Annotated in this window: 18 protein-coding genes and 5 pseudogenes; 7 read left to right on the forward strand and 16 right to left on the reverse strand. The window is 53.3% G+C overall.

Annotated features, from left to right (window positions below):
* Positions 1 to 49: 49 nt before the first annotated feature.
* Genes creD through creA form a run of 4 tightly spaced genes read right to left on the reverse strand, consistent with a single transcriptional unit; the run spans position 50 to position 4,059 of the window.
* Positions 50 to 1,402 carry a cell envelope integrity protein CreD gene (creD, locus tag BFF42_RS05775; RefSeq protein WP_039059803.1) on the reverse strand — a complete coding sequence of 451 codons (1,353 nt, stop codon included), beginning with the start codon at positions 1,400 to 1,402 and terminating at the stop codon, positions 50 to 52.
* Positions 1,403 to 1,459: 57 nt separating this feature from the next.
* Positions 1,460 to 2,884: a two-component system sensor histidine kinase CreC gene (gene creC / locus BFF42_RS05780; RefSeq protein ID WP_001219614.1), complete on the reverse strand. Its 1,425-nt coding sequence runs from the start codon at positions 2,882 to 2,884 to the stop codon at positions 1,460 to 1,462.
* The gene (gene creB / locus BFF42_RS05785) at positions 2,884 to 3,573 is read right to left on the reverse strand and encodes a two-component system response regulator CreB (RefSeq protein WP_024258074.1); all 690 of its coding nucleotides are present in this window, start codon (positions 3,571 to 3,573) and stop codon (positions 2,884 to 2,886) included. Before creB ends, creC begins: the two co-directional genes overlap by 1 nt.
* A 12-nt stretch (positions 3,574 to 3,585) precedes the next feature.
* Positions 3,586 to 4,059 carry a protein CreA gene (gene creA, locus BFF42_RS05790; protein WP_000875487.1) on the reverse strand — a complete coding sequence of 158 codons (474 nt, stop codon included), beginning with the start codon at positions 4,057 to 4,059 and terminating at the stop codon, positions 3,586 to 3,588.
* 210 nt (positions 4,060 to 4,269) lie between these two features.
* Between creA and robA the strand changes: the two genes are divergently transcribed.
* On the forward strand, positions 4,270 to 5,139 hold the full coding sequence (gene robA / locus BFF42_RS05795; protein ID WP_000371666.1) for an MDR efflux pump AcrAB transcriptional activator RobA: 870 nt from the start codon (positions 4,270 to 4,272) through the stop codon (positions 5,137 to 5,139).
* Here the strand turns inward: robA and gpmB are convergent.
* Positions 5,136 to 5,783, reverse strand: coding sequence for a 2,3-diphosphoglycerate-dependent phosphoglycerate mutase GpmB (gene gpmB / locus BFF42_RS05800; RefSeq protein ID WP_000942342.1), 648 nt, complete (start codon positions 5,781 to 5,783; stop codon positions 5,136 to 5,138). The two genes, robA and gpmB, sit on opposite strands and share 4 nt — an antisense overlap.
* Positions 5,784 to 5,834: 51 nt before the next feature.
* Here gpmB and yjjX point away from each other — a divergent pair, with 51 nt between their 5' ends.
* Positions 5,835 to 6,356: an inosine/xanthosine triphosphatase gene (gene yjjX / locus BFF42_RS05805; RefSeq protein ID WP_024258719.1), complete on the forward strand. Its 522-nt coding sequence runs from the start codon at positions 5,835 to 5,837 to the stop codon at positions 6,354 to 6,356.
* A gap of 84 nt (positions 6,357 to 6,440) precedes the next feature.
* Here yjjX and trpR read toward each other — a convergent pair whose 3' ends face one another.
* Together trpR and sltY are read right to left on the reverse strand one after the other, a co-directional pair.
* Positions 6,441 to 6,767 carry a trp operon repressor gene (gene trpR / locus BFF42_RS05810; protein ID WP_000068679.1) on the reverse strand — a complete coding sequence of 109 codons (327 nt, stop codon included), beginning with the start codon at positions 6,765 to 6,767 and terminating at the stop codon, positions 6,441 to 6,443.
* Between the two features lie 89 nt (positions 6,768 to 6,856).
* Positions 6,857 to 8,794, reverse strand: a complete 1,938-nt coding sequence (gene sltY / locus BFF42_RS05815; protein WP_000409440.1) for a murein transglycosylase — start codon at positions 8,792 to 8,794, stop codon at positions 6,857 to 6,859.
* A 210-nt stretch (positions 8,795 to 9,004) separates the two neighbouring features.
* Between sltY and ettA the strand changes: the two genes are divergently transcribed.
* Positions 9,005 to 10,672: an energy-dependent translational throttle protein EttA gene (gene ettA, locus BFF42_RS05820; protein ID WP_000046737.1), complete on the forward strand. Its 1,668-nt coding sequence runs from the start codon at positions 9,005 to 9,007 to the stop codon at positions 10,670 to 10,672.
* A gap of 160 nt (positions 10,673 to 10,832) precedes the next feature.
* On the opposite strand, the pseudogene nadS reads toward ettA, so the two are convergent.
* The 4 genes and pseudogenes from nadS to serB form a co-directional block, all read right to left on the reverse strand.
* A pseudogene (gene nadS / locus BFF42_RS28150) lies at positions 10,833 to 10,940 on the reverse strand (NadS family protein); the annotation flags it as partial.
* Between the two features lie 38 nt (positions 10,941 to 10,978).
* A complete protein-coding gene (gene nadR, locus BFF42_RS05825) occupies positions 10,979 to 12,211 on the reverse strand; it encodes a multifunctional transcriptional regulator/nicotinamide-nucleotide adenylyltransferase/ribosylnicotinamide kinase NadR (RefSeq protein ID WP_000093810.1) in 1,233 nt (410 codons plus the stop codon).
* A gap of 20 nt (positions 12,212 to 12,231) precedes the next feature.
* Positions 12,232 to 13,612 (reverse strand): annotated as a pseudogene (gene radA, locus BFF42_RS05830) (DNA repair protein RadA).
* A 48-nt stretch (positions 13,613 to 13,660) separates the two neighbouring features.
* The gene (gene serB, locus BFF42_RS05835) at positions 13,661 to 14,629 is read right to left on the reverse strand and encodes a phosphoserine phosphatase (protein WP_001132955.1); all 969 of its coding nucleotides are present in this window, start codon (positions 14,627 to 14,629) and stop codon (positions 13,661 to 13,663) included.
* A 105-nt stretch (positions 14,630 to 14,734) separates the two neighbouring features.
* Here serB and BFF42_RS05840 point away from each other — a divergent pair, with 105 nt between their 5' ends.
* The 3 genes and pseudogenes from BFF42_RS05840 to BFF42_RS27560 all read left to right on the forward strand — a co-directional run bounded on the left by BFF42_RS05840 (position 14,735) and on the right by BFF42_RS27560 (position 16,718).
* A complete protein-coding gene (locus BFF42_RS05840) occupies positions 14,735 to 15,379 on the forward strand; it encodes a YtjB family periplasmic protein (RefSeq protein ID WP_000124612.1) in 645 nt (214 codons plus the stop codon).
* A 27-nt stretch (positions 15,380 to 15,406) separates the two neighbouring features.
* Positions 15,407 to 16,423, forward strand: a complete 1,017-nt coding sequence (lplA, locus tag BFF42_RS05845; RefSeq protein ID WP_000105858.1) for a lipoate--protein ligase — start codon at positions 15,407 to 15,409, stop codon at positions 16,421 to 16,423.
* Positions 16,424 to 16,454: 31 nt separating this feature from the next.
* Positions 16,455 to 16,718: pseudogene (locus BFF42_RS27560) on the forward strand (helix-turn-helix domain-containing protein).
* A 160-nt stretch (positions 16,719 to 16,878) separates the two neighbouring features.
* Here the strand turns inward: BFF42_RS27560 and deoD are convergent.
* The 4 genes from deoD to deoC all read right to left on the reverse strand — a co-directional run bounded on the left by deoD (position 16,879) and on the right by deoC (position 21,180).
* Entirely contained in the window at positions 16,879 to 17,598 is a 720-nt protein-coding gene (deoD, locus tag BFF42_RS05850; protein WP_146759030.1) for a purine-nucleoside phosphorylase, read from the reverse strand.
* A 78-nt stretch (positions 17,599 to 17,676) separates the two neighbouring features.
* Complete coding sequence (gene deoB, locus BFF42_RS05855) at positions 17,677 to 18,900, reverse strand: phosphopentomutase (protein WP_000816471.1); 1,224 nt, start codon at positions 18,898 to 18,900, stop codon at positions 17,677 to 17,679.
* 51 nt (positions 18,901 to 18,951) lie between these two features.
* On the reverse strand, positions 18,952 to 20,274 hold the full coding sequence (gene deoA, locus BFF42_RS05860) for a thymidine phosphorylase (RefSeq protein WP_000477811.1): 1,323 nt from the start codon (positions 20,272 to 20,274) through the stop codon (positions 18,952 to 18,954).
* Positions 20,275 to 20,400: 126 nt separating this feature from the next.
* Positions 20,401 to 21,180, reverse strand: a complete 780-nt coding sequence (deoC, locus tag BFF42_RS05865) for a deoxyribose-phosphate aldolase (RefSeq protein WP_001365356.1) — start codon at positions 21,178 to 21,180, stop codon at positions 20,401 to 20,403.
* 257 nt (positions 21,181 to 21,437) lie between these two features.
* Here deoC and BFF42_RS05870 point away from each other — a divergent pair.
* Positions 21,438 to 21,692: pseudogene (locus tag BFF42_RS05870) on the forward strand (glycyl radical enzyme domain-containing protein); the annotation flags it as partial.
* Here BFF42_RS05870 and BFF42_RS05875 read toward each other — a convergent pair.
* A pseudogene (locus BFF42_RS05875) lies at positions 21,662 to 22,174 on the reverse strand (IS3-like element IS911 family transposase); the annotation flags it as partial. The pseudogenes BFF42_RS05870 and BFF42_RS05875 sit on opposite strands and share 31 nt — an antisense overlap.

The raw sequence follows: 22,174 nt of genomic DNA on the forward strand, positions 1-22,174 counted from the left end.
CCACCGTCAAAAAAAACGGCGCTTTTTAGCGCGTTTTTATTTTTCAACCTTATTTCCAGATACGTAATTGATCGTCCATTGTAACTTCTTTACTGGCTTTCATTTTCGGCAGTGAAAACGCATACCAGTCGATATTACGAGTCACAAACATCATGCCGGCCAGCGCCACCACCAGCACACTGGTTCCCAACAACAGCGCGCTATCGGCAGAGTTGAGCAGTCCCCACATCACACCATCCAGCAACAACAGCGCGAGGGTAAACAACATGCTGTTGCGCCAACCTTTCAATACCGCCTGCAAATAAATACCGTTCATTAACGCCCCAATCAGACTGGCGATTATCCATGCCACGGTAAAACCGATATGTTCAGAAAGCGCCAGCAAGAGCAAATAAAACATCACCAATGAAAGCCCCACCAGCAAATATTGCATTGGGTGTAAACGTTGCGCGGTGAGCGTTTCAAAAACAAAGAACGCCATAAAAGTCAGTGCAATCAGCAGAATGGCGTACTTAGTCGCCCGGTCCGTTAATTGGTATTGATCGGCTGGCGTCGTCACTGCGACGCTAAACGCGGGGAAGTTTTCCCAGCCGGTATCATTGCCTGAAGCAAAACGCTCACCGAGATTATTAGCAAACCAGCTGCTTTGCCATTGCGCCTGAAAACCTGACTCGCTAACTTCCCGTTTGGCTGGTAGAAAATCACCTAAAAAACTGGGATGCGGCCAGTTGCTGGTTAAGGTCATTTCGCTATTACGCCCGGCAGGCACCACAGAAAGATCGCCGGTACCGCTTAAATTCAGTGCCATATTCAGCTGCAGGTTCTGCTTCCGCCAGTCCCCTTCGGGTAAAGGGATATGCACGCCCTGCCCGCCTTGCTCTAACCCGGTACCGGGTTCAATGGTCAGTGCCGTTCCGTTAACTTCAGGCGCTTTCACCACACCAATACCACGCGCATCCCCGACGCTAATCACAATAAAGGGCTTGCCTAAGATGATATTTGGCGCGTTGAGCTCGCTAAGACGCGAAACATCGAAATCGGCTTTTAGCGTTAAATCACTGTGCCAGACCTGACCGGTATAAATCCCTATCTTGCGTTCTTCCACGTTCTGATTGCCATCAACCATCAATGACTCAGGTAACCAAAAATGGATAAAACTTCGTTTCCGCTCCACGGTTTTATCCTCTTCCTGCACCGTATAAAGCTCGGTCACAGGAATAGCGATAAGCGGCCTAACGAGTTTTTGCGGCCCGCTGGTACTTTGGCGAATCGCATCTTCCACATCGCTACGGTAATCGGCACGTTCGACAATCACTTGCCGAATCAGCATTATCGGAATCAACAACAGCAATACTGCACCAAACAAGGTGGTCATTTTCCAGAACAGGGGGGATTTCAACATAGTCTTCTCCTTTGCAATGGCAGCAGGATACGAAGGCTATGTGGGAAGAATTTGAAGCTATGTGAAGTGACGGTGAAGTCGAAGCGAGGCCAGCACGCCACCTTCCTGCACGTTGCGCAGCGTGACTTCGCCGTTAAACAAACGGGCGACCTCACTGACGAACGCCAACCCCAGACCGCTGCTTTTTTGCCCATTTGCACGCGGCAAAGAGTAAAAGCGTTCAAAAATACGTGACAGCGCGTAGTCAGGAATACCACTACCGGTATCCAGCACCTTAAGGGCGACGTGTTCCTGATCCACTTCGGCGCTTAGCGTTATGCGACCGCTCTCGGGGGTAAAATCGATGGCGTTATCCAGTAAATTCCCCAGCGCCTGCTCCAGTAACGCCGGTTCAGCAGCAACATTAACCTCAGTGGGCATAACATGTAGAGTGATGTTTTTTTCTGCCAACTGCACGGTGCGCGCTTCGCTGACGCGGCGAAATAATGCCGCCACATCAACAACAGTCAGAACGACTTCCTGACGATTCTCCAGTCTTGCCTGGCGTAGTAACGTTTCTACCAATGCCTGCATACGCGCATTTTGCGTCAGAATGTTGTCGGTAAAACGAGCCACCACTTCCGGTGGCGGACCTTCGCGTAAAATTTCCGCCGCGCCACGAATCGCCGCCAGTGGGCTTTTTAGCTCATGGGTTAACGCATAAACATACTGCTCAATATAGTTTTTCCCTTCCAGCTTCACGCGCATACTTTCCAGCGCCTGCGCAAGCTTACGCAACTCGCTACTGCCGAGTTCAGGAAGAGGAACGGGCTTATTGTCAGTGACGGAATCGGCATAGCGAGTGAGCCGGGCAATGGAGCGGTTGATCCACCAAACCATGCCTGCGCCAATCACCAGTGCAATCCCCAGCAAAATGGCGCTGGCCCATAAAATTCGCCGCTCGCTACGCTTAATGACCGGAGCCATCGCCGCGTTCGGTTTGCCTACGCTCAAAACGCCAATAAGCCGCGAGCCGTCCATAATCGGCGCGGCAACATACATCACCGAACTTTCGGGATCGGCAGGATTTTGCAACGTGCTGCGCGCACCATACTGACCACGCAACGTTAGCCAGACGTCATTCCAGCGCGAATAATCCTGCCCAACGGCTTTATTTGCCGAATCGAACAATACTTTACCCTGCGAATCGGTCATATAGACATGATATTCATTGCGCACTTTGTTAATGCCACCGATATTGGCGCGAAACGGACGATGTTGTAGCTGATTAAACGCCTGCGCCAGTTGCCCATGCGTTGGGTCCCCAGAGAGCAAATCGGGACGCGCCAGCTCCGCCAGCAACGTTGCGGTGTCGATCAACGTCCCCTCCGTTGCTCTTCGCACGCCCGGTTTAACTTCTTTGACAAAAATAGCCAGTACGAACCAGGCCGCCACCGCCACCAGTAAAAAATAGCCCAGCAGCAACCGCATGCCGATACGCATTACAGGCCCCTCAGGCTATATCCCATGCCGCGATGAGTATTAATCGGTGAAAGATCGGGGTTGATGGCACGCAGCTTGGCATGCAACGTTTTAATGTGGGTATCAACGGTGCGATCGTAGGTGTCCTGCGCATCTTCCCACACGCTATCCATCAGTTGCTGGCGGGACCAGACGCGGCCTGGCGACTTGAGTAACGTCTTCAGCAATAAAAACTCATACCGCGTCAGCGTTAATGGCGTGTCAAACCAGCTGATCTGCGCCGCGGGTTCATTCAATTCAAAATGACCAATACGGATGACGGGAGACGGCGACGAGAACTTCTTCACCCGACGCAGTAAGGTGCGCACCCTGGCGCACACTTCGCGGGGTGAAAACGGTTTAGCCACATAGTCGTCAGCGCCAATTTCCAGCCCAAGCAGGCGATCGACCTCTTCACTTCGGGCCGTCAGGAACAGTACAGGTAACGCCGGATGGAGCGCCAGTAACTGGCTGCACAATTCAAAGCCGCTGATATCAGGCAAACCAACGTCGAGAATCATGACGTCGGGAACCAGCTGGCGAGCTTTATCCAGCACCGGCAAGCCTCGCTCAAAGACCTCGACGGCAAAACCTTCCTGCTGCAACATGTAGACCAGCGTGTCGGCTATCCCTTGCTCATCTTCCACTAACCAGACCGTTTCCCGTTGTATAAATCGCCTCTGTTATTGCCGCCACGGCATGACAGGAACCGCGCTAATCGCGTTTTTCGGCGAACCTTCTACAACTTTGTCGGAGTAAGCCAGATAAGCGAGCGCGTTGCGTTTGGCGTCATAAAAGCGCACGACCTGTAACGACTTAAAGACCAGGGACGTGCGTTTTTTGAATACTACCTCGCCCTGAGCTTTGCCGTTTTTAATACGATCCGACAGTTCAATCGGCCCGACTTGCTGACAAGAAATAGCCGCATCGGAGGTATCTTCCGCCAGACCCAATCCCCCTTTAATACCACCTGTTTTCGCCCGGCTCACATAACAGGTGACATTTTTCACATCGGGATCGTCAAAGGCTTCCACAACAATTTTGTGATCCGGGCCGATCATTTTAAATACGGTGTCGACCGAACCAATCTCTTCTGCATGAGCCAATGGCCCCAGCATTATCAGGCTTAAAGACAGGATCAAATGCTTGTATTTCATATTGTTACCATTTTTATCTATTACACGAGCAATTAGTTCGTCACGGTAAATAACATATTGATTAAGAACAAAATCTCAATACTTTTATTTCCGTCAAGCCCTAAAACATACTCTACTAAGAAAAAAACACTGAATGCTAAAACAGCAAAAAATGCTATTATCCAATTACCTGATGTCAGGTGCTCGTTGTTGAAAGGATGAGGATATTTTATGGATCAGGCCGGCATTATTCGCGACCTTTTAATCTGGCTGGAAGGTCATCTGGATCAGCCCCTGTCGCTCGACAATGTAGCGGCGAAAGCAGGTTATTCCAAGTGGCACTTACAGAGAATGTTTAAAGATGTCACTGGCCATGCTATTGGCGCGTATATTCGTGCTCGTCGTTTGTCGAAATCGGCGGTCGCACTACGCCTGACTGCGCGTCCGATTCTGGACATCGCGCTGCAATACCGCTTCGACTCTCAACAGACATTTACCCGCGCATTCAAGAAGCAGTTTGCCCAGACTCCTGCACTTTACCGCCGTTCTCCTGAATGGAGCGCCTTTGGTATTCGCCCGCCGCTACGTCTGGGTGAATTCACAATGCCAGAGCACAAATTTGTCACCCTGGAAGATACGCCGCTGATTGGTGTTACCCAGAGCTACTCCTGTTCGCTGGAGCAAATCTCTGATTTCCGCCATGAAATGCGTTATCAGTTCTGGCACGATTTTCTCGGCAACGCGCCGACCATTCCGCCAGTGCTCTACGGCCTGAATGAAACGCGTCCGAGTCAGGATAAAGACGACGAACAAGAGGTATTCTATACCACCGCGTTAGCCCAGGATCAGGCAGATGGCTATGTACTGACGGGGCATCCGGTGATGCTGCAGGGCGGCGAATATGTGATGTTTACCTATGAAGGTCTGGGAACCGGCGTGCAGGAGTTTATCCTGACGGTATACGGAACGTGCATGCCAATGCTCAACCTGACGCGCCGTAAAGGTCAGGATATTGAGCGATACTACCCGGCAGAAGACGCCAAAGCGGGAGATCGCCCAATTAATCTGCGCTGTGAACTGCTGATTCCTATCCGCCGTTAACGCTGCAGCTCATCTAATGCAGGGGCGTCCAGATGCGAGATGTCCCCTGCGGTTTCAACGACCCAGCCAGACGCCAGCCACAGGCTTTCCTGATAATCCACGCGCGAAATAGAACAGTTACGCAGACGTAAGCGGCGCGCTGCCCATGCTGGTAATCCGAGAATCGTACTCACCAGACATCCCAGTGCAATACCATGGCTCACCAGCAGCGGTCGGCTTCCCTGCGGTAAGTCCCGGCAAGATTCCAGTGCCGCATTGACGCGATCGCTGAGCTCCTGCATTGACTCGCCTTCAGGAATACGCCCGTCAACGGTGCCATTGACCAGCTGCCGACGCCAGTTCTCTTCTTCTTCGGTCAGAGAATCGATATGTCTTTTTTCCAGCACACCCATGTTTAATTCACGCAGGCGAGAATCAAAGATGATGTCACAGCCGCAGGCCTGGGCGATGATTTCCGCCGTACGCCGGGTGCGTCCTAAATCGCTACTGATAATATGCGTAATGCCAAGCTCTTTGGCACGGGTTGCCACCTGCATCGCCTGTTGCTCACCTTTGGCGGTCAGCGGGCTGTCAGACTGGCCCTGAATACGTCGCTCGGCGTTCCACTGCGTTTCACCGTGGCGGACTAGGTATACCTGTAACATGCTTTTTTTCCGTATACTGCTGTAACGTTAATTTTCTGAGTAATGCTGATTATGCACCAAGTTGTCTGTGCGACCACCAATCCCGCTAAAATTCAGGCCATTCTGCAGGCATTTCACGAGATCTTCGGCGAAGAATCCTGCCATATTGCATCCGTTGCCGTCGAGAGCGGTGTACCGGAACAGCCCTTTGGCAGTGAGGAAACGCGCGCTGGCGCACGAAATCGGGTAGCAAATGCCCGCCGTTTACTTCCAGAGGCTGATTTTTGGGTGGCGATTGAAGCTGGCATCGATGGTGACAGCACTTTCAGTTGGGTGGTGATTGAAAACACCAGCCAGCGCGGCGAGGCGCGTTCGGCTACTTTGCCGTTACCTGCGGTGATTCTGCAGAAAGTGCGTGAAGGTGAGGCGCTTGGTCCCGTGATGTCGCGTTATACCGGTATTGATGAGATTGGTCGTAAGGAAGGGGCGATCGGCGTGTTTACCGCCGGGAAACTCACTCGCGCCAGCGTCTATCACCAGGCGGTGATCCTGGCGCTGAGTCCGTTTCACAATGCCGTGTATCAGGCATTGTAGGACGGATAAGGCGTTCACGCCGCATCCGGCATTCGGTGCACGATGCCTGATGCGACGCTGCCGCGTCTTATCAGGCCTACAAAATCAATCGCTTTTCAGCAACACCTCTTCCAGCCACTGGCGCAGCTCCACGGGCGCGGCTTTCAGGCTGTTAGATCCACGCGTAATCGTCGCGATGCCCGCGCCGAGTTCATTTTTTAACTCACGCTGACTCATTTCGCCACGCAACAGCTCTTCGACAATACGCACGCGAGTCCCCAACGCTTCGCGCTCATCTGGCGTCAGCATCAGGTTTAACAACGGTAAATGGAGATCGTTTTGGTAGGCATTCTTAAGCAGGTCGACAAAACGTAACCACTCCTGGTGACGCTGTTCTGCCATCGCTGCTGAATAGGGTGATTGTTGGGCCATAATATGTCGCCATTGTTAGCGGGGGAAGCAAAATGCCTCCCCCGGTTGTACTCGCTAAAGAGTACGATAGCATATCATAAACGTGCGGATCAGTAACGACGTCCCCATTCCGTGGCGCTCATCAACGTCGGTTTATCCCCCATGAAATAACGGTAGTAAGCGTCATAAGCCAGCACGTTCTTCACATAACCGCGCGTCTCGGAGAACGGAATACTCTCGACAAATGCCACAGCGTCGATACGCCCGGCGCTGTTGCCAAGCCAGGTTCGCACCCGTCCAGGTCCGGCGTTATAAGCTGCTGAGGAGAAAATACGGTTATTGCCAAACTGCTGATAAACATATTGCAGGTAACTGGTGCCAATGTTGATATTCGTTTCCGGATCCAGCAATTGCCCAGGGCTGCTATAACCAGGAATAGAGAACATCTTCACCGTATGGGTCGCTGTACCAGGCATAATCTGCATCAGGCCGCTGGCCCCTACCGGTGATTTCACTTTCGGATTCCAGGCGCTCTCCTGACGGGCAATCGCCATCGCATAGCTTTGCGGGATCTCTTTCCCACTGGTGTAACGTTTGAAAAGATCGTTGTAAGCCAGCGGGAATCGCTCTTCCAGATGATCCCAAAGCTTCCCGGCGATCGTTGCCTGAACGCTAAGATCCCACCATTGGTTATTGAAAGCATACCGAGCCAGTTGAGCCTGCTCTGTTTTTGACTTGCTCTTCACCAGATTGGCCCACTCGCTACGCGCGGTGTTATCGAGATTCCAGTACATCAACTCGCGCACGCGCGCCATCTCCGGCCCCTGAGTCAGGGCGCTGTCAACATTCTGCGGCGCTTTATCAATCTTCAGCTCATACTCTTCTCCGATGCGTTGTGCTGCAACCATCGGGTAGAAACCACGCTGTTGCATGAGTTGATGCAAAATCTCTTTCGCTTCAGCTTCACGTCCGCGTTCCAGCAATAAATCCGCCTGCCAGTAACGCCATTCATCTTTCTCTTTTGCTTCCATCGGCAGACGCGCCAGCCAGGTATTCAGGCCGCGACGATCGCCGGTGCCAAGTGCCATTCGCACACGGCGTTCAATCAACGACGTGGATTGCGAGCGCATAATGGCGTCATCGCGCCATTTCGCCTGCTCGTCGGTGACATCGTTGCCCATCAAACGCCAGGCGACGATATCGCGCAGCTCCTGAATCTGATCTTCATTAAGCTGCTGCGCCTGGGCAAGCGACGGGATCATCAGCCGTGCATTTTCAGCATCCTGCCGCGCCACACTGGCAAACGCCACCGCTGCTATTTGACGGGTAAAATCGGTCGCTCCGGTTGTACGCGCGAAGGTCAGTACCGTATTAGGGTTGTTCGCCAGTGAAATGATTGCCGAGGCGATAGTCTGGTAATCGGCAGGCATCTGCCCTGCCAGCACTGTTACCAGGCCAGTGTTACCCGCTTTCATCGCCAGACGGATACGCTCTAAATACGCCAGCGGATCTTGTTTACCTGACGCACGCCAGACGCTAAATAACTTGTCACAGGCGTTAGGCTGGCTCTTGCCGGTTAGCCACAGCTCTTTCGCCCCTTGCCAGGCTTCTTCACTCTGCCCGGTGTTCCATTTCGCATAGTAGTAATTACATTGCGCTTCGGTAGTTCCGGGCTTTTCCGGGCTAAAGGCTAACAAGCCACGCCAGTCTTCACGCCGCGCCAGTTCATTGACGAAACGAGATTGCAGCGTGCGAGCGGGAGGAAGCGTGGGGTTAGCGCGAACAAAGTTAGTGACCGTCACCGCCGGTTGATTCATCAGATCATCGGTGATCTGGCGGTATTCCAGGTAGGGATAAAGCGGATAATCCTTCAGTCCAGGCATCATTTGTTCGACCACATCCATTTGTCGATTATCCCAGGCCTGCTTGATTTGCGCGTAACGGCTACGCTGCTCATCCAGTGAGTCGGCTCGCGCCACGCTGCTGACCGTCAGCAGACAGACACCGGCAGCCAACAGCCGCCAGGTAACTTGTTTGGCTTTTTCCACAAGCGCATCCTCTAAGTGTAAATACATCAATGCAGCGTCATGCCGCGTAATAGATTTATGCTAACCAGTCATTGCCGTTTACGCCACGTTACGGACACTTTTTTACTTTTACTGCGAAGATGATCGACCAACTGGGATTAGGCGGGGAAAAAGGCTACACTTCGCCTTTGAAAACTCATCATCACGATAAACATAGAGGCGAAGTCCAACGTGGCTCAATTCGTTTATACCATGCATCGTGTCGGCAAAGTTGTTCCGCCGAAACGTCATATTTTGAAAAACATCTCTCTGAGTTTCTTCCCTGGGGCAAAAATTGGTGTCCTGGGTCTGAACGGCGCGGGTAAGTCTACCCTGCTGCGCATTATGGCGGGCATTGATAAAGACATCGAAGGTGAAGCGCGTCCGCAGCCAGACATCAAGATTGGTTACCTGCCGCAGGAAGCGCAGCTGAACCCGGAACACACCGTGCGTGAGTCCATTGAAGAAGCGGTTTCTGAAGTGGTTAACGCCCTGAAACGCCTGGATGAAGTGTATGCGCTGTACGCCGATCCGGATGCCGATTTTGACAAGCTGGCCGCTGAACAAGGCCGTCTGGAAGAGATCATTCAGGCTCACGACGGTCATAACCTGAACGTACAGCTGGAGCGTGCGGCGGATGCGCTACGTCTGCCGGACTGGGACGCGAAAATCGCTAACCTCTCCGGTGGTGAGCGTCGTCGCGTAGCGTTGTGCCGCCTGCTGCTGGAAAAACCAGACATGCTGCTGCTCGACGAACCGACCAACCACCTGGATGCCGAATCCGTGGCCTGGCTGGAACGCTTCCTGCACGACTTCGAGGGCACCGTGGTGGCGATTACCCACGACCGTTACTTCCTCGATAACGTTGCAGGCTGGATCCTCGAACTTGACCGCGGTGAAGGTATTCCGTGGGAAGGCAACTACTCCTCCTGGCTGGAGCAGAAAGATCAGCGCCTGGCGCAGGAAGCTTCACAAGAAGCGGCGCGTCGTAAGTCGATCGAGAAAGAGCTGGAGTGGGTACGTCAGGGAACTAAAGGCCGCCAGTCGAAAGGTAAAGCACGTCTGGCACGCTTTGAAGAGCTGAACAGCACCGAATATCAGAAACGTAACGAAACCAACGAACTGTTTATTCCACCTGGACCGCGTCTGGGCGATAAAGTGCTGGAAGTCAGCAACCTGCGTAAATCCTACGGTGATCGCCTGCTGATTGATGACCTGAGCTTCTCGATCCCGAAAGGGGCAATCGTCGGGATCATCGGTCCGAACGGCGCGGGTAAATCGACCCTGTTCCGTATGATCTCTGGTCAGGAACAGCCGGACAGCGGCACCATCACTTTAGGTGAAACGGTGAAACTGGCATCGGTTGATCAGTTCCGTGACTCAATGGATAACAGCAAAACCGTTTGGGAAGAAGTTTCCGGCGGGCTGGATATTATGAAGATCGGCAACACCGAGATGCCAAGCCGCGCCTACGTTGGCCGCTTTAACTTTAAAGGGGTTGATCAGGGTAAACGCGTTGGTGAACTTTCCGGTGGTGAGCGCGGTCGTCTGCATCTGGCGAAGCTGCTGCAGGTTGGCGGCAACATGCTGCTGCTCGACGAACCAACCAACGACCTGGATATCGAAACCCTGCGCGCGCTGGAAAACGCCCTGCTGGAGTTCCCGGGCTGTGCGATGGTTATCTCGCACGACCGTTGGTTCCTCGACCGTATCGCCACGCACATCCTGGACTACCAGGATGAAGGTAAAGTTGAGTTCTTCGAAGGTAACTTTACTGAGTACGAAGAGTACAAGAAACGCACGCTGGGCGCAGACGCACTGGAGCCGAAGCGTATCAAGTACAAGCGTATTGCGAAGTAATGCGTAAAATGCCGGATGCGGCGTGAACGCCTTATCCGGCCTACAAACCAAGAAATTTCAATACGTTGTGAATCTCCAGGCCTGATAAGACGCGGTAAGCGTCGCATCAGGCATTGAGCACCGAATGCCGGATACGGCGTGAACGCCTTTTCCGGCCTACAATAGCCTTAGTATCCGCAATTTCGTAGCGGGTCACCCGTGCTGATTCTTTTAAACCTTGTTTAATCTCGACAGCCTCTTCCAGAGAGGTTTTCAACTCATCAAAAAACTTATTTTATACCTCGCCTTTGAGCCGTTTCATCGCGGTTATCTCTGCTCCCCCATCATCTCCCGCACCAGCTCCACGCAGCGCAGGAAACGGCTGTCATAATCGTCCTCTTCAACCCGCACGAATTCGATATTGTTCTCTTCCAGCATCTCCACCAGCAAGTTCTGGAACTCTTTGCGATCCACCGAACTGCCGAGGCTGCGTAAACCATCCGCCACCCACGGCGTGTTGTTCTCCAGCAGGATCACCAGATCGAAACGGTATTCATCAATCAACGCCTGTACGAACGGATGCTCACGCCCTTCGTACTTTTTGCAGAACGCCTGGGTAGTGACAAAATCAGTGTCAATAAACGCCACTTTATTGGCATATTTCACTGCAAAATCAATGTATTGTGCGTGGCCCAGCGCGATTTTATCGTAATCGGAATACTGCAATGCGATCTCATCACCGCCGAGGTGTGAAAAGACATAATCGCGACCATATTCCCACGCACTGGTGGTATTGAAGATATTGGCAAGTTTGTTTACCAGGGTGGATTTACCGCTCGACTCGCCACCAAGGATCGCCACGGTACGTACAAAGAACGGCTTCACTTCCGTAGGAATATATTCCCAGTAGCGGAACGGGTTTTCGCGGATCTGCGCACCGCTGATACTCATAAAGGTACGTTTCGGATCGACCAGCACCGTATCGATCCCCAGATGTTCCATATACTGTGGCGCATCGGCTTCTTCCGAGGTGTAGATCAGGTCCGGCTGAATCCCCTTTTCAGCCATAAACTTTTTGATGCCGTTGCTCCACACATCCCAGCCGTGCGGATACGGCTCCATGCCCTCTTCGTTGAAAGCATGAATGCGAATATTTTTCTGATATTTAAAAGTTTGTAATAACCAGCGCAGACGATCCGGCACCGTGGGCTGCTGCGACATGGCGCTGTCTTCAAACAACGCGCGGTCGCGGGTATCGTCAAAACCCATAATGATATGCAGCTCGTCAACCTGGCTACAGGCGCGCTGGATAAGGTAGATATGTCCGGTATGCAGCGGGTAGAACTTACCGAATACGACACCAATGGTTTTCTTCTGTCGGGGAAATTCAAGCCCCAAAAAACGGTGCAACGCCTCCAGCTTTTGCGCGCTGGGGCTTTTAATTTTGGCATTCAGTAACTGGCTTAAATACCCTTTGGTCATACCGCTGGCATCAGCTACCTGCTGTAGCGTGCAGCCCTGTTGCTTGATGGCAGTTTTCAGGTAATCAAATGACGACATATCTCCCTCCGTATCTCTCATTATAAGTCGTCGAACACGCTAAGCGCGTCGGAGAGTTTTTTAACGCCAAAAATCTGCATCCCTTCCGGCGCTTTTTTCGGTACGTTAGCCGCCGGAACAATCGCCCGGCGAAAACCGTGTTTCGCCGCTTCTGAAATTCGTTCCTGACCGCTGGGCACCGGGCGGATCTCCCCTGCCAGCCCGACTTCACCAAACACCACCAGATCCTGTGGCAGCGGTCTGTCACGCAGGCTGGAAACCATCGCCAGCAGTAACGCTAAATCGGCACTGGTTTCGGTTACCTTCACGCCGCCGACCACGTTCACAAATACATCCTGATCGGCCATTTGCAGACCACCGTGACGGTGCAAGACAGCCAGCAGGATTGCCAGACGGTTTTGTTCCAGCCTACTGCCACGCGGCGCGGATTCGCCATCATCGAGTGATCGACCAGCGCCTGAATCTCCACCAGCAACGGACGCGTTCCTTCCCACACCACCATCACGGAGCTGCCGGAGGTCACTTCATCTCCGCGACTTAAGAAAATTGCCGAAGGGTTGCTGACTTCACGCAGCCCCTGTTCGGTCATCGCGAAGACGCCCAGCTCATTCACCGCGCCGAAGCGGTTTTTATGGCTGCGCAAGGTGCGAAAACGGGAGTCGGCATCACCATCCAGAAGCACCGAACAGTCGATACAGTGTTCCAGCACTTTAGGGCCAGCCAGCGAGCCATCTTTGGTTACGTGCCCAACCATGACAATCGCCACACCGCGCGTTTTGGCGAAGCGCGTCAGATAAGCCGCCGTTTCACGCACCTGCGCCACGCTACCAGGCGATGATTGTACATCCGCCATATGCATCACCTGGATCGAGTCAATTACCATCAGTTTCGGTTGCTCTTCTTCGGCAATCAGGCAGATCTGTTCGATGCTGGTTTCCGACAACATATTGAGATTGTCAGTCGGCAGGCCAAGGCGATGAGCGCGCATTGCCACCTGTTGCAGCGACTCTTCGCCAGTGACATACAGCGTTTTCATCTGCTGGGCCAGTTTGCACAGCGTTTGCAGTAGCAGCGTGGATTTCCCCGCACCTGGGTTACCGCCAATCAGAATGGCGCTTCCCGGCACCACGCCGCCGCCTAGTACGCGGTCGAACTCTTTAAATCCGGTGGAAAAACGCGGCAGCTCTTCAAGGCTGATATCGGAGAGTTTCTGGACTTTGCCACCCCGGCGCTACCGGCATAGCCGCTGAGACGCTCGTTACGCGCCACCGTTGGCGACGCAGCAAGACGCACCTCGGTGATGGTGTTCCAGGCATGACAGGCACTGCACTGCCCCTGCCAGCGCGGATAATCGGCCCCGCATTCATTACAAACAAAGGCGCGTTTTGGAGCTTTTGCCACGGTGTACCTCGTTAATGCTGTGCCGCCCGCAGGATGGCGGGCGAGCAATTACTTCTGATTCAGGCTGCCAGAGAGGATGCAGAATACCCCCATCAGGTCAGCGTGACGGATGGTGACTTCCGCCTTTTCATTCACTTTTGGCTTGGCATGGTAGGCAATCCCCAGCCCTGCTGCTTTGATCATCGGCAGGTCATTAGCTCCATCGCCAATCGCCACGGTCTGCGCCAGCGGGATTTCATACTCCTGCGCGAGGCGAGTCAAAGTTTTCGCTTTGTACTGCGCGTCTACGATGTCGCCGATCACATTGCCGGTAAATTTACCGTCCATGATCTCCAGTTCATTGGCTACCACGGCGGTCAGGCGCAGCTTGTCGCGCAGATATTCAGCAAAGAAAGTAAAGCCGCCGGAGGCAATCGCCACTTTCCAGCCCAGCGTTTCCAGCTTGAGCACCAGTTGCGTTAAGCCTGGCATCAGCGGCAGATTTTCACGCACCTGTTGCAGAATATTGGCGTCAGCGCCTTTCAGCGTCGCCACACGGCTGCGCAGGCTGGCGGTAAAATCGAGTTCGCCGCGCATCGCCCGTTCGGTTACTTCCGCCACCATCTCGCCCGTTCCGGCCAGTTTGGCAATTTCATCAATACATTCAATCTGGATGGCGGTGGAATCCATGTCCATCACCAGCAAACCCGGCGTGCGCAGGTGCGGGATTTTCCCCAGCGGGGCGACATCCAGTTGCGCTTCATGGGCCAGGCGCGTAGCCCGTGCGGTGAGTGAACCTGCCAGACGAATCACCTGATAATCTTCCACGCACCAGGCGGCAACAATCACCATCGCCGCACCCAGTTTGCTCTGGTATTGGGTCAGACGCTGTTTATCCAGCCCACGACCATACAGCAGCCAGCCGCTACGACCTGCGTGGTAATCCAGTGGCATCACTTCATCACCACTTAATGAAAGAGGCAGACCAGGCCATAAAGAGACATCTTCAGGCAGGTCGCACCAGGTAATGTTAGGCATTAAGGCTCCTGTAAAATCGTTCGAAGCAGGGAAAATAACGCATGAGGCTACCTTGTATCCATTGCTTCTGGCAACATTAAGTCTCAAATTTTCAAAGGGTGGAAGATGGCTCGCACAAAACTGAAATTCCGGCTGCATCGGGCAGTGATTGTCCTGTTCTGTCTTGCCTTGTTAGTGGCGCTGATGCAGGGAGCGTCATGGTTTAGTCAAAACCACCAGCGACAACGTAATCCACAGCTGGAAGAACTGGCCCGCACCCTGGCGCGTCAGGTAACGCTGAACGTTGCACCGCTGATGCGTACCGACTCACCGGATGAAAAACGCATTCAGGCGATCCTCGATCAGTTAACGGATGAAAGCCGTATCCTCGACGCGGGTGTGTATGACGAACAAGGCGATCTTATCGCACGTTCTGGCGAAAGCGTCGAAGTGCGCGACCGGCTGGCGCTCGACGGTAAAAAAGCGGGCGGCTATTTTAACCAGCAGATTGTCGAACCAATTGCCGGGAAAAACGGACCGCTCGGCTATCTGCGCCTGACGCTCGACACCCATACGCTCGCCACCGAAGCCCAACAGGTGGATAACACCACTAACATTTTACGCCTGATGTTGCTGCTTTCACTGGCAATCGGCGTAGTGCTGACCCGCACGCTGCTACAGGGTAAACGTACCCACTGGCAGCAATCGCCCTTCCTGTTAACCGCCAGCAAACCGGTGCCGGAAGAGGAAGAAAGCGAGAAAAAAGAGTGACCCATTACTACAAGAAAGGAAATCGTTATGTCCACATTACGCCTGCTCATCTCTGACTCTTACGACCCGTGGTTTAACCTGGCGGTGGAGGAGTGTATTTTTCGCCAGATGCCCGCCACGCAGCGCGTTCTGTTTCTCTGGCGCAATGCCGACACGGTAGTGATTGGTCGCGCGCAGAACCCGTGGAAAGAGTGTAATACCCGGCGGATGGAAGAAGATAACGTCCGCCTGGCACGGCGCAGTAGCGGTGGCGGCGCGGTGTTCCACGATCTCGGCAATACCTGCTTTACCTTTATGGCTGGCAAGCCGGAGTACGATAAAACCATCTCCACGTCGATTGTGCTCAATGCGCTGAACGCGCTTGGCGTCAGCGCCGAAGCGTCCGGGCGTAACGATCTGGTGGTGAAAACCGCCGAAGGCGACCGCAAAGTCTCAGGATCGGCCTATCGCGAAACCAAAGATCGTGGCTTCCACCACGGCACCTTGCTGCTCAATGCCGACCTTAGCCGCCTGGCAAACTATCTCAATCCGGATAAAAAGAAACTGGCGGCGAAAGGCATTACCTCAGTGCGTTCCCGCGTGACCAACCTCACCGAGCTGCTGCCAGGGATCACCCATGAGCAGGTTTGCGAGGCCATAACCAAGGCCTTTTTCGCCCATTATGGCGAGCGTGTAGAAGCGGAAATCATCTCCCCGGACAAAACGCCAGACTTGCCAAACTTCGCCGAAATCTTTGCCCGTCAGAGTAGCTGGGAATGGAACTTCGGTCAGGCTCCGGCATTCTCGCATCTGCTGGATGAACGCTTTAGCTGGGGCGGCGTGGAACTGCATTTCGACGTTGAAAAAGGCCATATCACCCGCGCCCAGGTGTTTACCGACAGCCTCAACCCCGCGCCGCTGGAAGCCCTCGCCGGGCGACTGCAAGGCTGCCTGTACCGCGCGGATATGCTGCAACAAGAGTGCGAAGCGCTGTTGGTTGACTTCCCGGACCAGGAAAAAGAGCTACGGGAGTTGTCGACGTGGATAGCGGGGGCGGTAAGGTAACTCGCTGATTAAAATACAAAAGGAAGGGAATATGATCGATCTGGAAAACCAGGAGCGGGAGATTATCAATTTAATGTTAAGCCAGCGTATTTCCTGGCTAGCCGCCGTGCGTATCAGGCATAAATTATCGCTTGCTGAAGTAAGTAAAATGTTAGGTATCTCGATTAATTCTCTAAAATAGATCGAAAAGACGGAACGGTTTAGCTCAAACATCAAAAGCAAAATGGCAGAAATTTATGGTTGTCCACCAGAGTTGCTGATATGCCCTTCCTGGATGACGGCTGAACATAAATGAATAGATTCGTGAATAGATACTTGAATAGATTTTATTTTCTATCCATATGAAAAATAATAGTAAATCTATAAATCAGTTGCTATTGATGAATAGATACTAAAAAGCCGGAGCAGTCTCCCACTCCGGCTTCACACGACAATCGCCTTTCAGCGAAACACAATTACTCTTTATCGCCCAGCAGAACGGATTCCAGTGCGATTTTGATCATGTCGTTGAAGGTGGTCTGACGCTCAGCGGCAGTGGTCTGCTCGTGAGTGCGGATGTGGTCAGACACGGTACAGATGGTCAGGGCTTTCGCGCCAAATTCTGCAGCGACGCCGTAGATACCAGCCGCTTCCATTTCCACGCCGAGGATGCCGTATTTTTCCATCACGTCGAACATTTCGCCGTCCGGAGAGTAGAACAGGTCAGCGGAGAACAGGTTACCAACGCGAGCATCAATGCCCAGTGCTTTAGCCGCGTCTACCGCGTTACGCACCATGTCAAAGTCAGCGATAGCGGCAAAGTCATGATCTTTAAAACGGATGCGGTTAACTTTGGAATCGGTGCAGGCACCCATACCGATAACGACGTCGCGCAGTTTTACGTGCGGCAGAACTGCGCCACAGGAACCCACGCGGATAATTTTCTTCACGCCGAAATCGGTGATCAGTTCTTTGGTGTAGATGGAGCAGGACGGGATACCCATACCGTGACCCATTACGGAAATTTTGCGGCCTTTGTAAGTACCGGTGAAGCCCAGCATACCGCGAACGTTGTTCACTTCACGGGCATCTTCAAGGAAAGTTTCAGCAATATACTTCGCACGCTGCGGGTCGCCTGGCATCAAAACTACGTCAGCGAAATCGCCCATTTCTGCATTAATGTGTGGGGTAGCCATTGTTTTATCCTTATCAACATGTTTCACCCTCTCCCTGTGGGAGAGGGCCGGGGTGAGGGCATCAAGCCGCACCCATTATCAGAACATGGCTTTGCCATATTCCATATCAGAAGTACCAAAATATTTTGCCAGAGTCTGGCCGATATCCGCGAAGGTTTCACGGTGACCCAGTGAACCCGGTTTTACTTTCGGGCCGTAAACCAGTACCGGAATGTGTTCACGCGTGTGGTCAGTACCGGTCCAGGTCGGATCACAACCGTGGTCAGCAGTGAGGATCAGGATGTCGTCATCGCGCAGCAAAGACATCAGCTCCGGCAGACGGCGGTCGAACAGCTCCAGACCCGCAGCATAACCGGCGACGTCGCGACGGTGGCCCCAGGAAGAGTCGAAGTCAACGAAGTTGGTGAAGACGATGGTGTTATCACCCGCTTCTTTCATCTCTTTGATGGTGGCGTCAAACAGCGCGTCCAGGCCAGTTGCTTTCACTTTCTTGGTGATACCGCAGTTGGCGTAGATGTCTGCAATTTTACCGACAGAAACCACCTGACCGTGTTTTTCATCAACCAGTTTCTGCAGCACGGTCGGTGCTGGCGGCTCAACAGCCAGGTCGTGACGGTTACCGGTACGCTGGAAGTTACCGGCTTTGTCACCGATAAACGGACGAGCGATAACACGACCGATGTTGTAGCCGCCGTTGGTCAGCTCTTCACGGGCGATTTCGCACAGTTCGTAGAGTTTATCCAGGCCAAAGGTTTCTTCGTGGCAGGCAATCTGGAACACGGAGTCAGCGGAGGTATAGAAAATCGGCTTGCCGGTTTTCATGTGCTCTTCGCCCAGCTGATCCAGAATGACCGTACCGGAAGAGTGGCAGTTACCGAGGTAACCCGGCAGATTAGCGCGTTCGACCAGTTTATCCAGCAGCTCTTGCGGGAAGCTGTTTTCGTGATCGGAGAAGTATCCCCACTCAAACAGAACCGGGACACCGGCGATTTCCCAGTGACCAGACGGGGTATCTTTACCGGATGACATTTCGTGCGCCCATGCGTACGCGCCGATAACTTCAGCGTTGCCGTCCATTCCCGCCGGAATGAAACCGGTAGAACCTTCGTGTGCTTTCGCCAGCCCCAGACGGGTCAGATTTGGCAGATTGAGCGGGCCTTTACGACCGTTATCAGCTTCGCCTTTGGCACAAGCTTCTGCGATATGACCCAGGGTGTCAGCCCCGACGTCACCAAAGCGTTCTGCATCTTCTGTAGCGCCGATGCCGAATGAGTCCAGCACCATAATAAATGCACGTTTCATATGTTCTCCGTACTCAGTGCTTCAAATTTAAATGATCAGATCAGTATACCGTTATTCGCTGATACGGCGATAGACAGTTGGTGTGCTTTCCGGTGCTTTATCGGCAAGTTTAATTGCCGCTTTCACCGCTTTCGCCGCTTCCTGCCAGCTGTTTTCGTCTTTCGCGTGGATAACCGCCAGCGGACGCTGACCGTCTACTTGGTCGCCCAGACGCGCCATATCAGTAAAGCCGACGCTGTAATCGATGGTGTCAGATGCCTGACGACGACCGCCGCCCATTGCAACCACTGCCATCCCCAGCGCGCGGGTATCCATTTCACTGACAAAACCTTCGGTATCAGCATAGACTGCTTTCGTCAGCATCGCTGTCGGCAGATACTTCGCGTAGTTCTCAACGAAGTCGGTCGGGCCTTTTTGTGCCGCTACCATACGACCAAAGACTTCTGCCGCTTTACCGTTGTCCAGCACCGCCTGCAATTTCGCGCGCGCTTCGGCGTCATCTTTCGCCAGTTTGCCGGAGATCAGCATCTCCACGCACAGCGCCATCGTGACATCAAACAGACGCGGGTTACGATATTCACCCGTCAGGAACTGCACCGCTTCACGAACTTCAACCGCGTTACCTGCACTGGAGGCCAGTACCTGATTCATGTCGGTGAGCAGCGCGGTGGTGCGCACGCCAGCGCCGTTAGCCACGCCAACAATCGCTTCGGCAAGGGCTTCAGAGAGTTCGTAGGTCGGCATAAACGCGCCGCTACCCACTTTCACGTCCATCACCAGCGCATCCAGACCTTCCGCCAGTTTCTTCGCCAGGATCGAGGCAGTGATCAGCGGGATGGAGTCCACGGTTGCGGTAATATCACGGGTCGCGTAGAAACGTTTATCCGCCGGAGCCAGTGAGCTGGTCTGACCGATAATCGCCACGCCGACGTCTTTAATAATTTCGCGGAAACGGTTGTCATCCGGGAAAATGTCGAAGCCAGGGATGGATTCCAGTTTGTCGAGCGTACCGCCAGTATGACCGAGGCCGCGACCGGAGATCATCGGAATATAGCCGCCGCAGGCTGCGACCATCGGCCCCAACATCAGCGAAGTGACATCGCCGACGCCGCCGGTGGAATGTTTATCAACAATCGGGCCATTCAGATGCAGGCTTTTCCAGTCGAGAACGGTTCCTGAATCTCGCATCGCCATGGTCAGCGAGACACGCTCAGGCATTGTCATATCGTGGAAGAAAATGGTCATCGCGAGGGCGGCAATCTGCCCTTCGGAGATAGTGTTGTCGCGAATGCCGTTGATAAAGAAACGAATTTCTTCATCGCTCAGTGCATGACCATCACGTTTTTTACGAATAATTTCTTGTGCGAGAAACAAGGTAACCTCCCGAGGAAAAGAGTATGAGGCGGCTTTTGCCGGATGCGTCTACGCCTTATCCGGCCTACGGGTAGATACGTCTCGTAGGCCTGATAAGCGCAGCGCATCAGGCGTAAAGCATCTTGCTTAGTAGCTGCTGGCGCTCTTACCGTCACCGTGGCCCAGCGCTTTCAACAGGCTTGCCAGCAGGCTGGAAGCACCAAAGCGGTAGTGACGCGCATCTGCCCAGTCAGCACCGAACAGTTCATCTGCGATGGCGAGATATTTCTGCGCATCTTCCGCAGTACGCACGCCGCCCGCCGGTTTGAAACCAACGGTTTTTTCTACGCCCATATCACGGATCACTTCCATCATGATGCGCGCGCTTTCCGGCGTCGCGTTCACTGCCACTTTACCGGTAGAGGTTTTGATGAAGTCAGCACCCGCTTTGATGGAGATTTCAGACGCTTTACGGATCAGCGCTTCGTCTTTCAGTTCGCCGGTTTCGATGATCACTTTCAGCAGTACATTCGCTGCCGCGCAAGCCTCTTTACAGGCTTTCACCAGGTCAAAACCAACCTGCTCGTTACCCGCCATCAGCGCGCGGTACGGGAACACAACGTCAACTTCATCAGCACCGTAGGCGATTGCCGCACGGGTTTCTGCCAGCGCGATTTCGATGTCATCGTTACCGTGTGGGAAGTTGGTTACCGTAGCGATTCGGATTTCCGGGGTGCCCTGCTCTTTCAGCGTTTTGCGAGCAATCGGGATAAAGCGAGGATAGATACAGATAGCGGCGGTATTGCCGACCGGAGTTTTGGTCTGATGACACAGAGCAATTACTTTCTCGTCGGTGTCGTCGTCATTCAGGGTGGTCAGGTCCATCAATTTCAGTGCACGCAGGCTGCTTGCTTTCAGATCAGTCATTTCATTCTCCTGGCTTGTCGCCAATAAAATTCACCTTGCGAGTTTGTTAGTATTCTAACATCTACTCCGCAACACACTTCGATATACATCACAATTAAGGAAATCTACTTACAAGTTTGCATCACAGTAATGCGATCTGGTTCAAATAATTCACTTTCAAATGAATGCGTCAGTGGTGGCAAACGCATCAGGATCAAAGTGAACATCACGAAACTTCTTACAATGGCGCATCACCTTCGGCATAAAAGGAAAAGAAGATGCCCACTTCTCATGAAAATGCACTGCAACAACGTTGCCAGCAAATTGTCACCAGCCCAGTGCTTAGCCCGGAGCAGAAGCGCCATTTTCTGGCTCTGGAAGCAGAAAACAATCTGCCTTATCCGCAGCTTCCTGCCGAAGCCCGCCGCGCGCTGGATGAGGGTGTAATCTGCGATATGTTTGAAGGTCATGCGCCGTACAAACCGCGCTATGTCTTACCCGATTACGCCCGTTTTCTGGCGAACGGTTCCGATTCGTTTGGGGGTAACCCACCGTTATATTCGTGCGGTCTTAGTGCGCTGTAATATCCAACGATATAGTCCGTTATGGCGTGAGCTGCCTCGCTGAAGCTTACGTAACCCACCACCGGCATCCATTCGTTCTTCAGACTCCTGAAGAAGCGTTCCATTGGGCTGTTATCCCAGCAGTTTCCGCGCCGGCTCATACTCTGTCTGATCTGGTATCGCCACAATAACTGCCGGAACTGCCTGCTCGTATAATGACTGCCCTGATCGCTGTGGAACATCACCCCGCCGGGCTTACCACGGGTTTCCCATGCCATTTCCAGCGCTTTCATGGTGAGCCTGCTGTCCGGCGAGAACGACATGGCCCAGCCCACTGGTTTTCTTGCGAACAGGTCGAGAACAACGGCGAGGTACGCCCAGCGCTTACCCGTCCAGATACAGGTCACATCACCGCACCACACCTGATTTGGCTCGGTCACGGCGAACTGCCT

Source organism: Shigella sp. FC1661, from assembly GCF_001712525.1.
GTDB lineage: Bacteria > Pseudomonadota > Gammaproteobacteria > Enterobacterales > Enterobacteriaceae > Escherichia > Escherichia coli.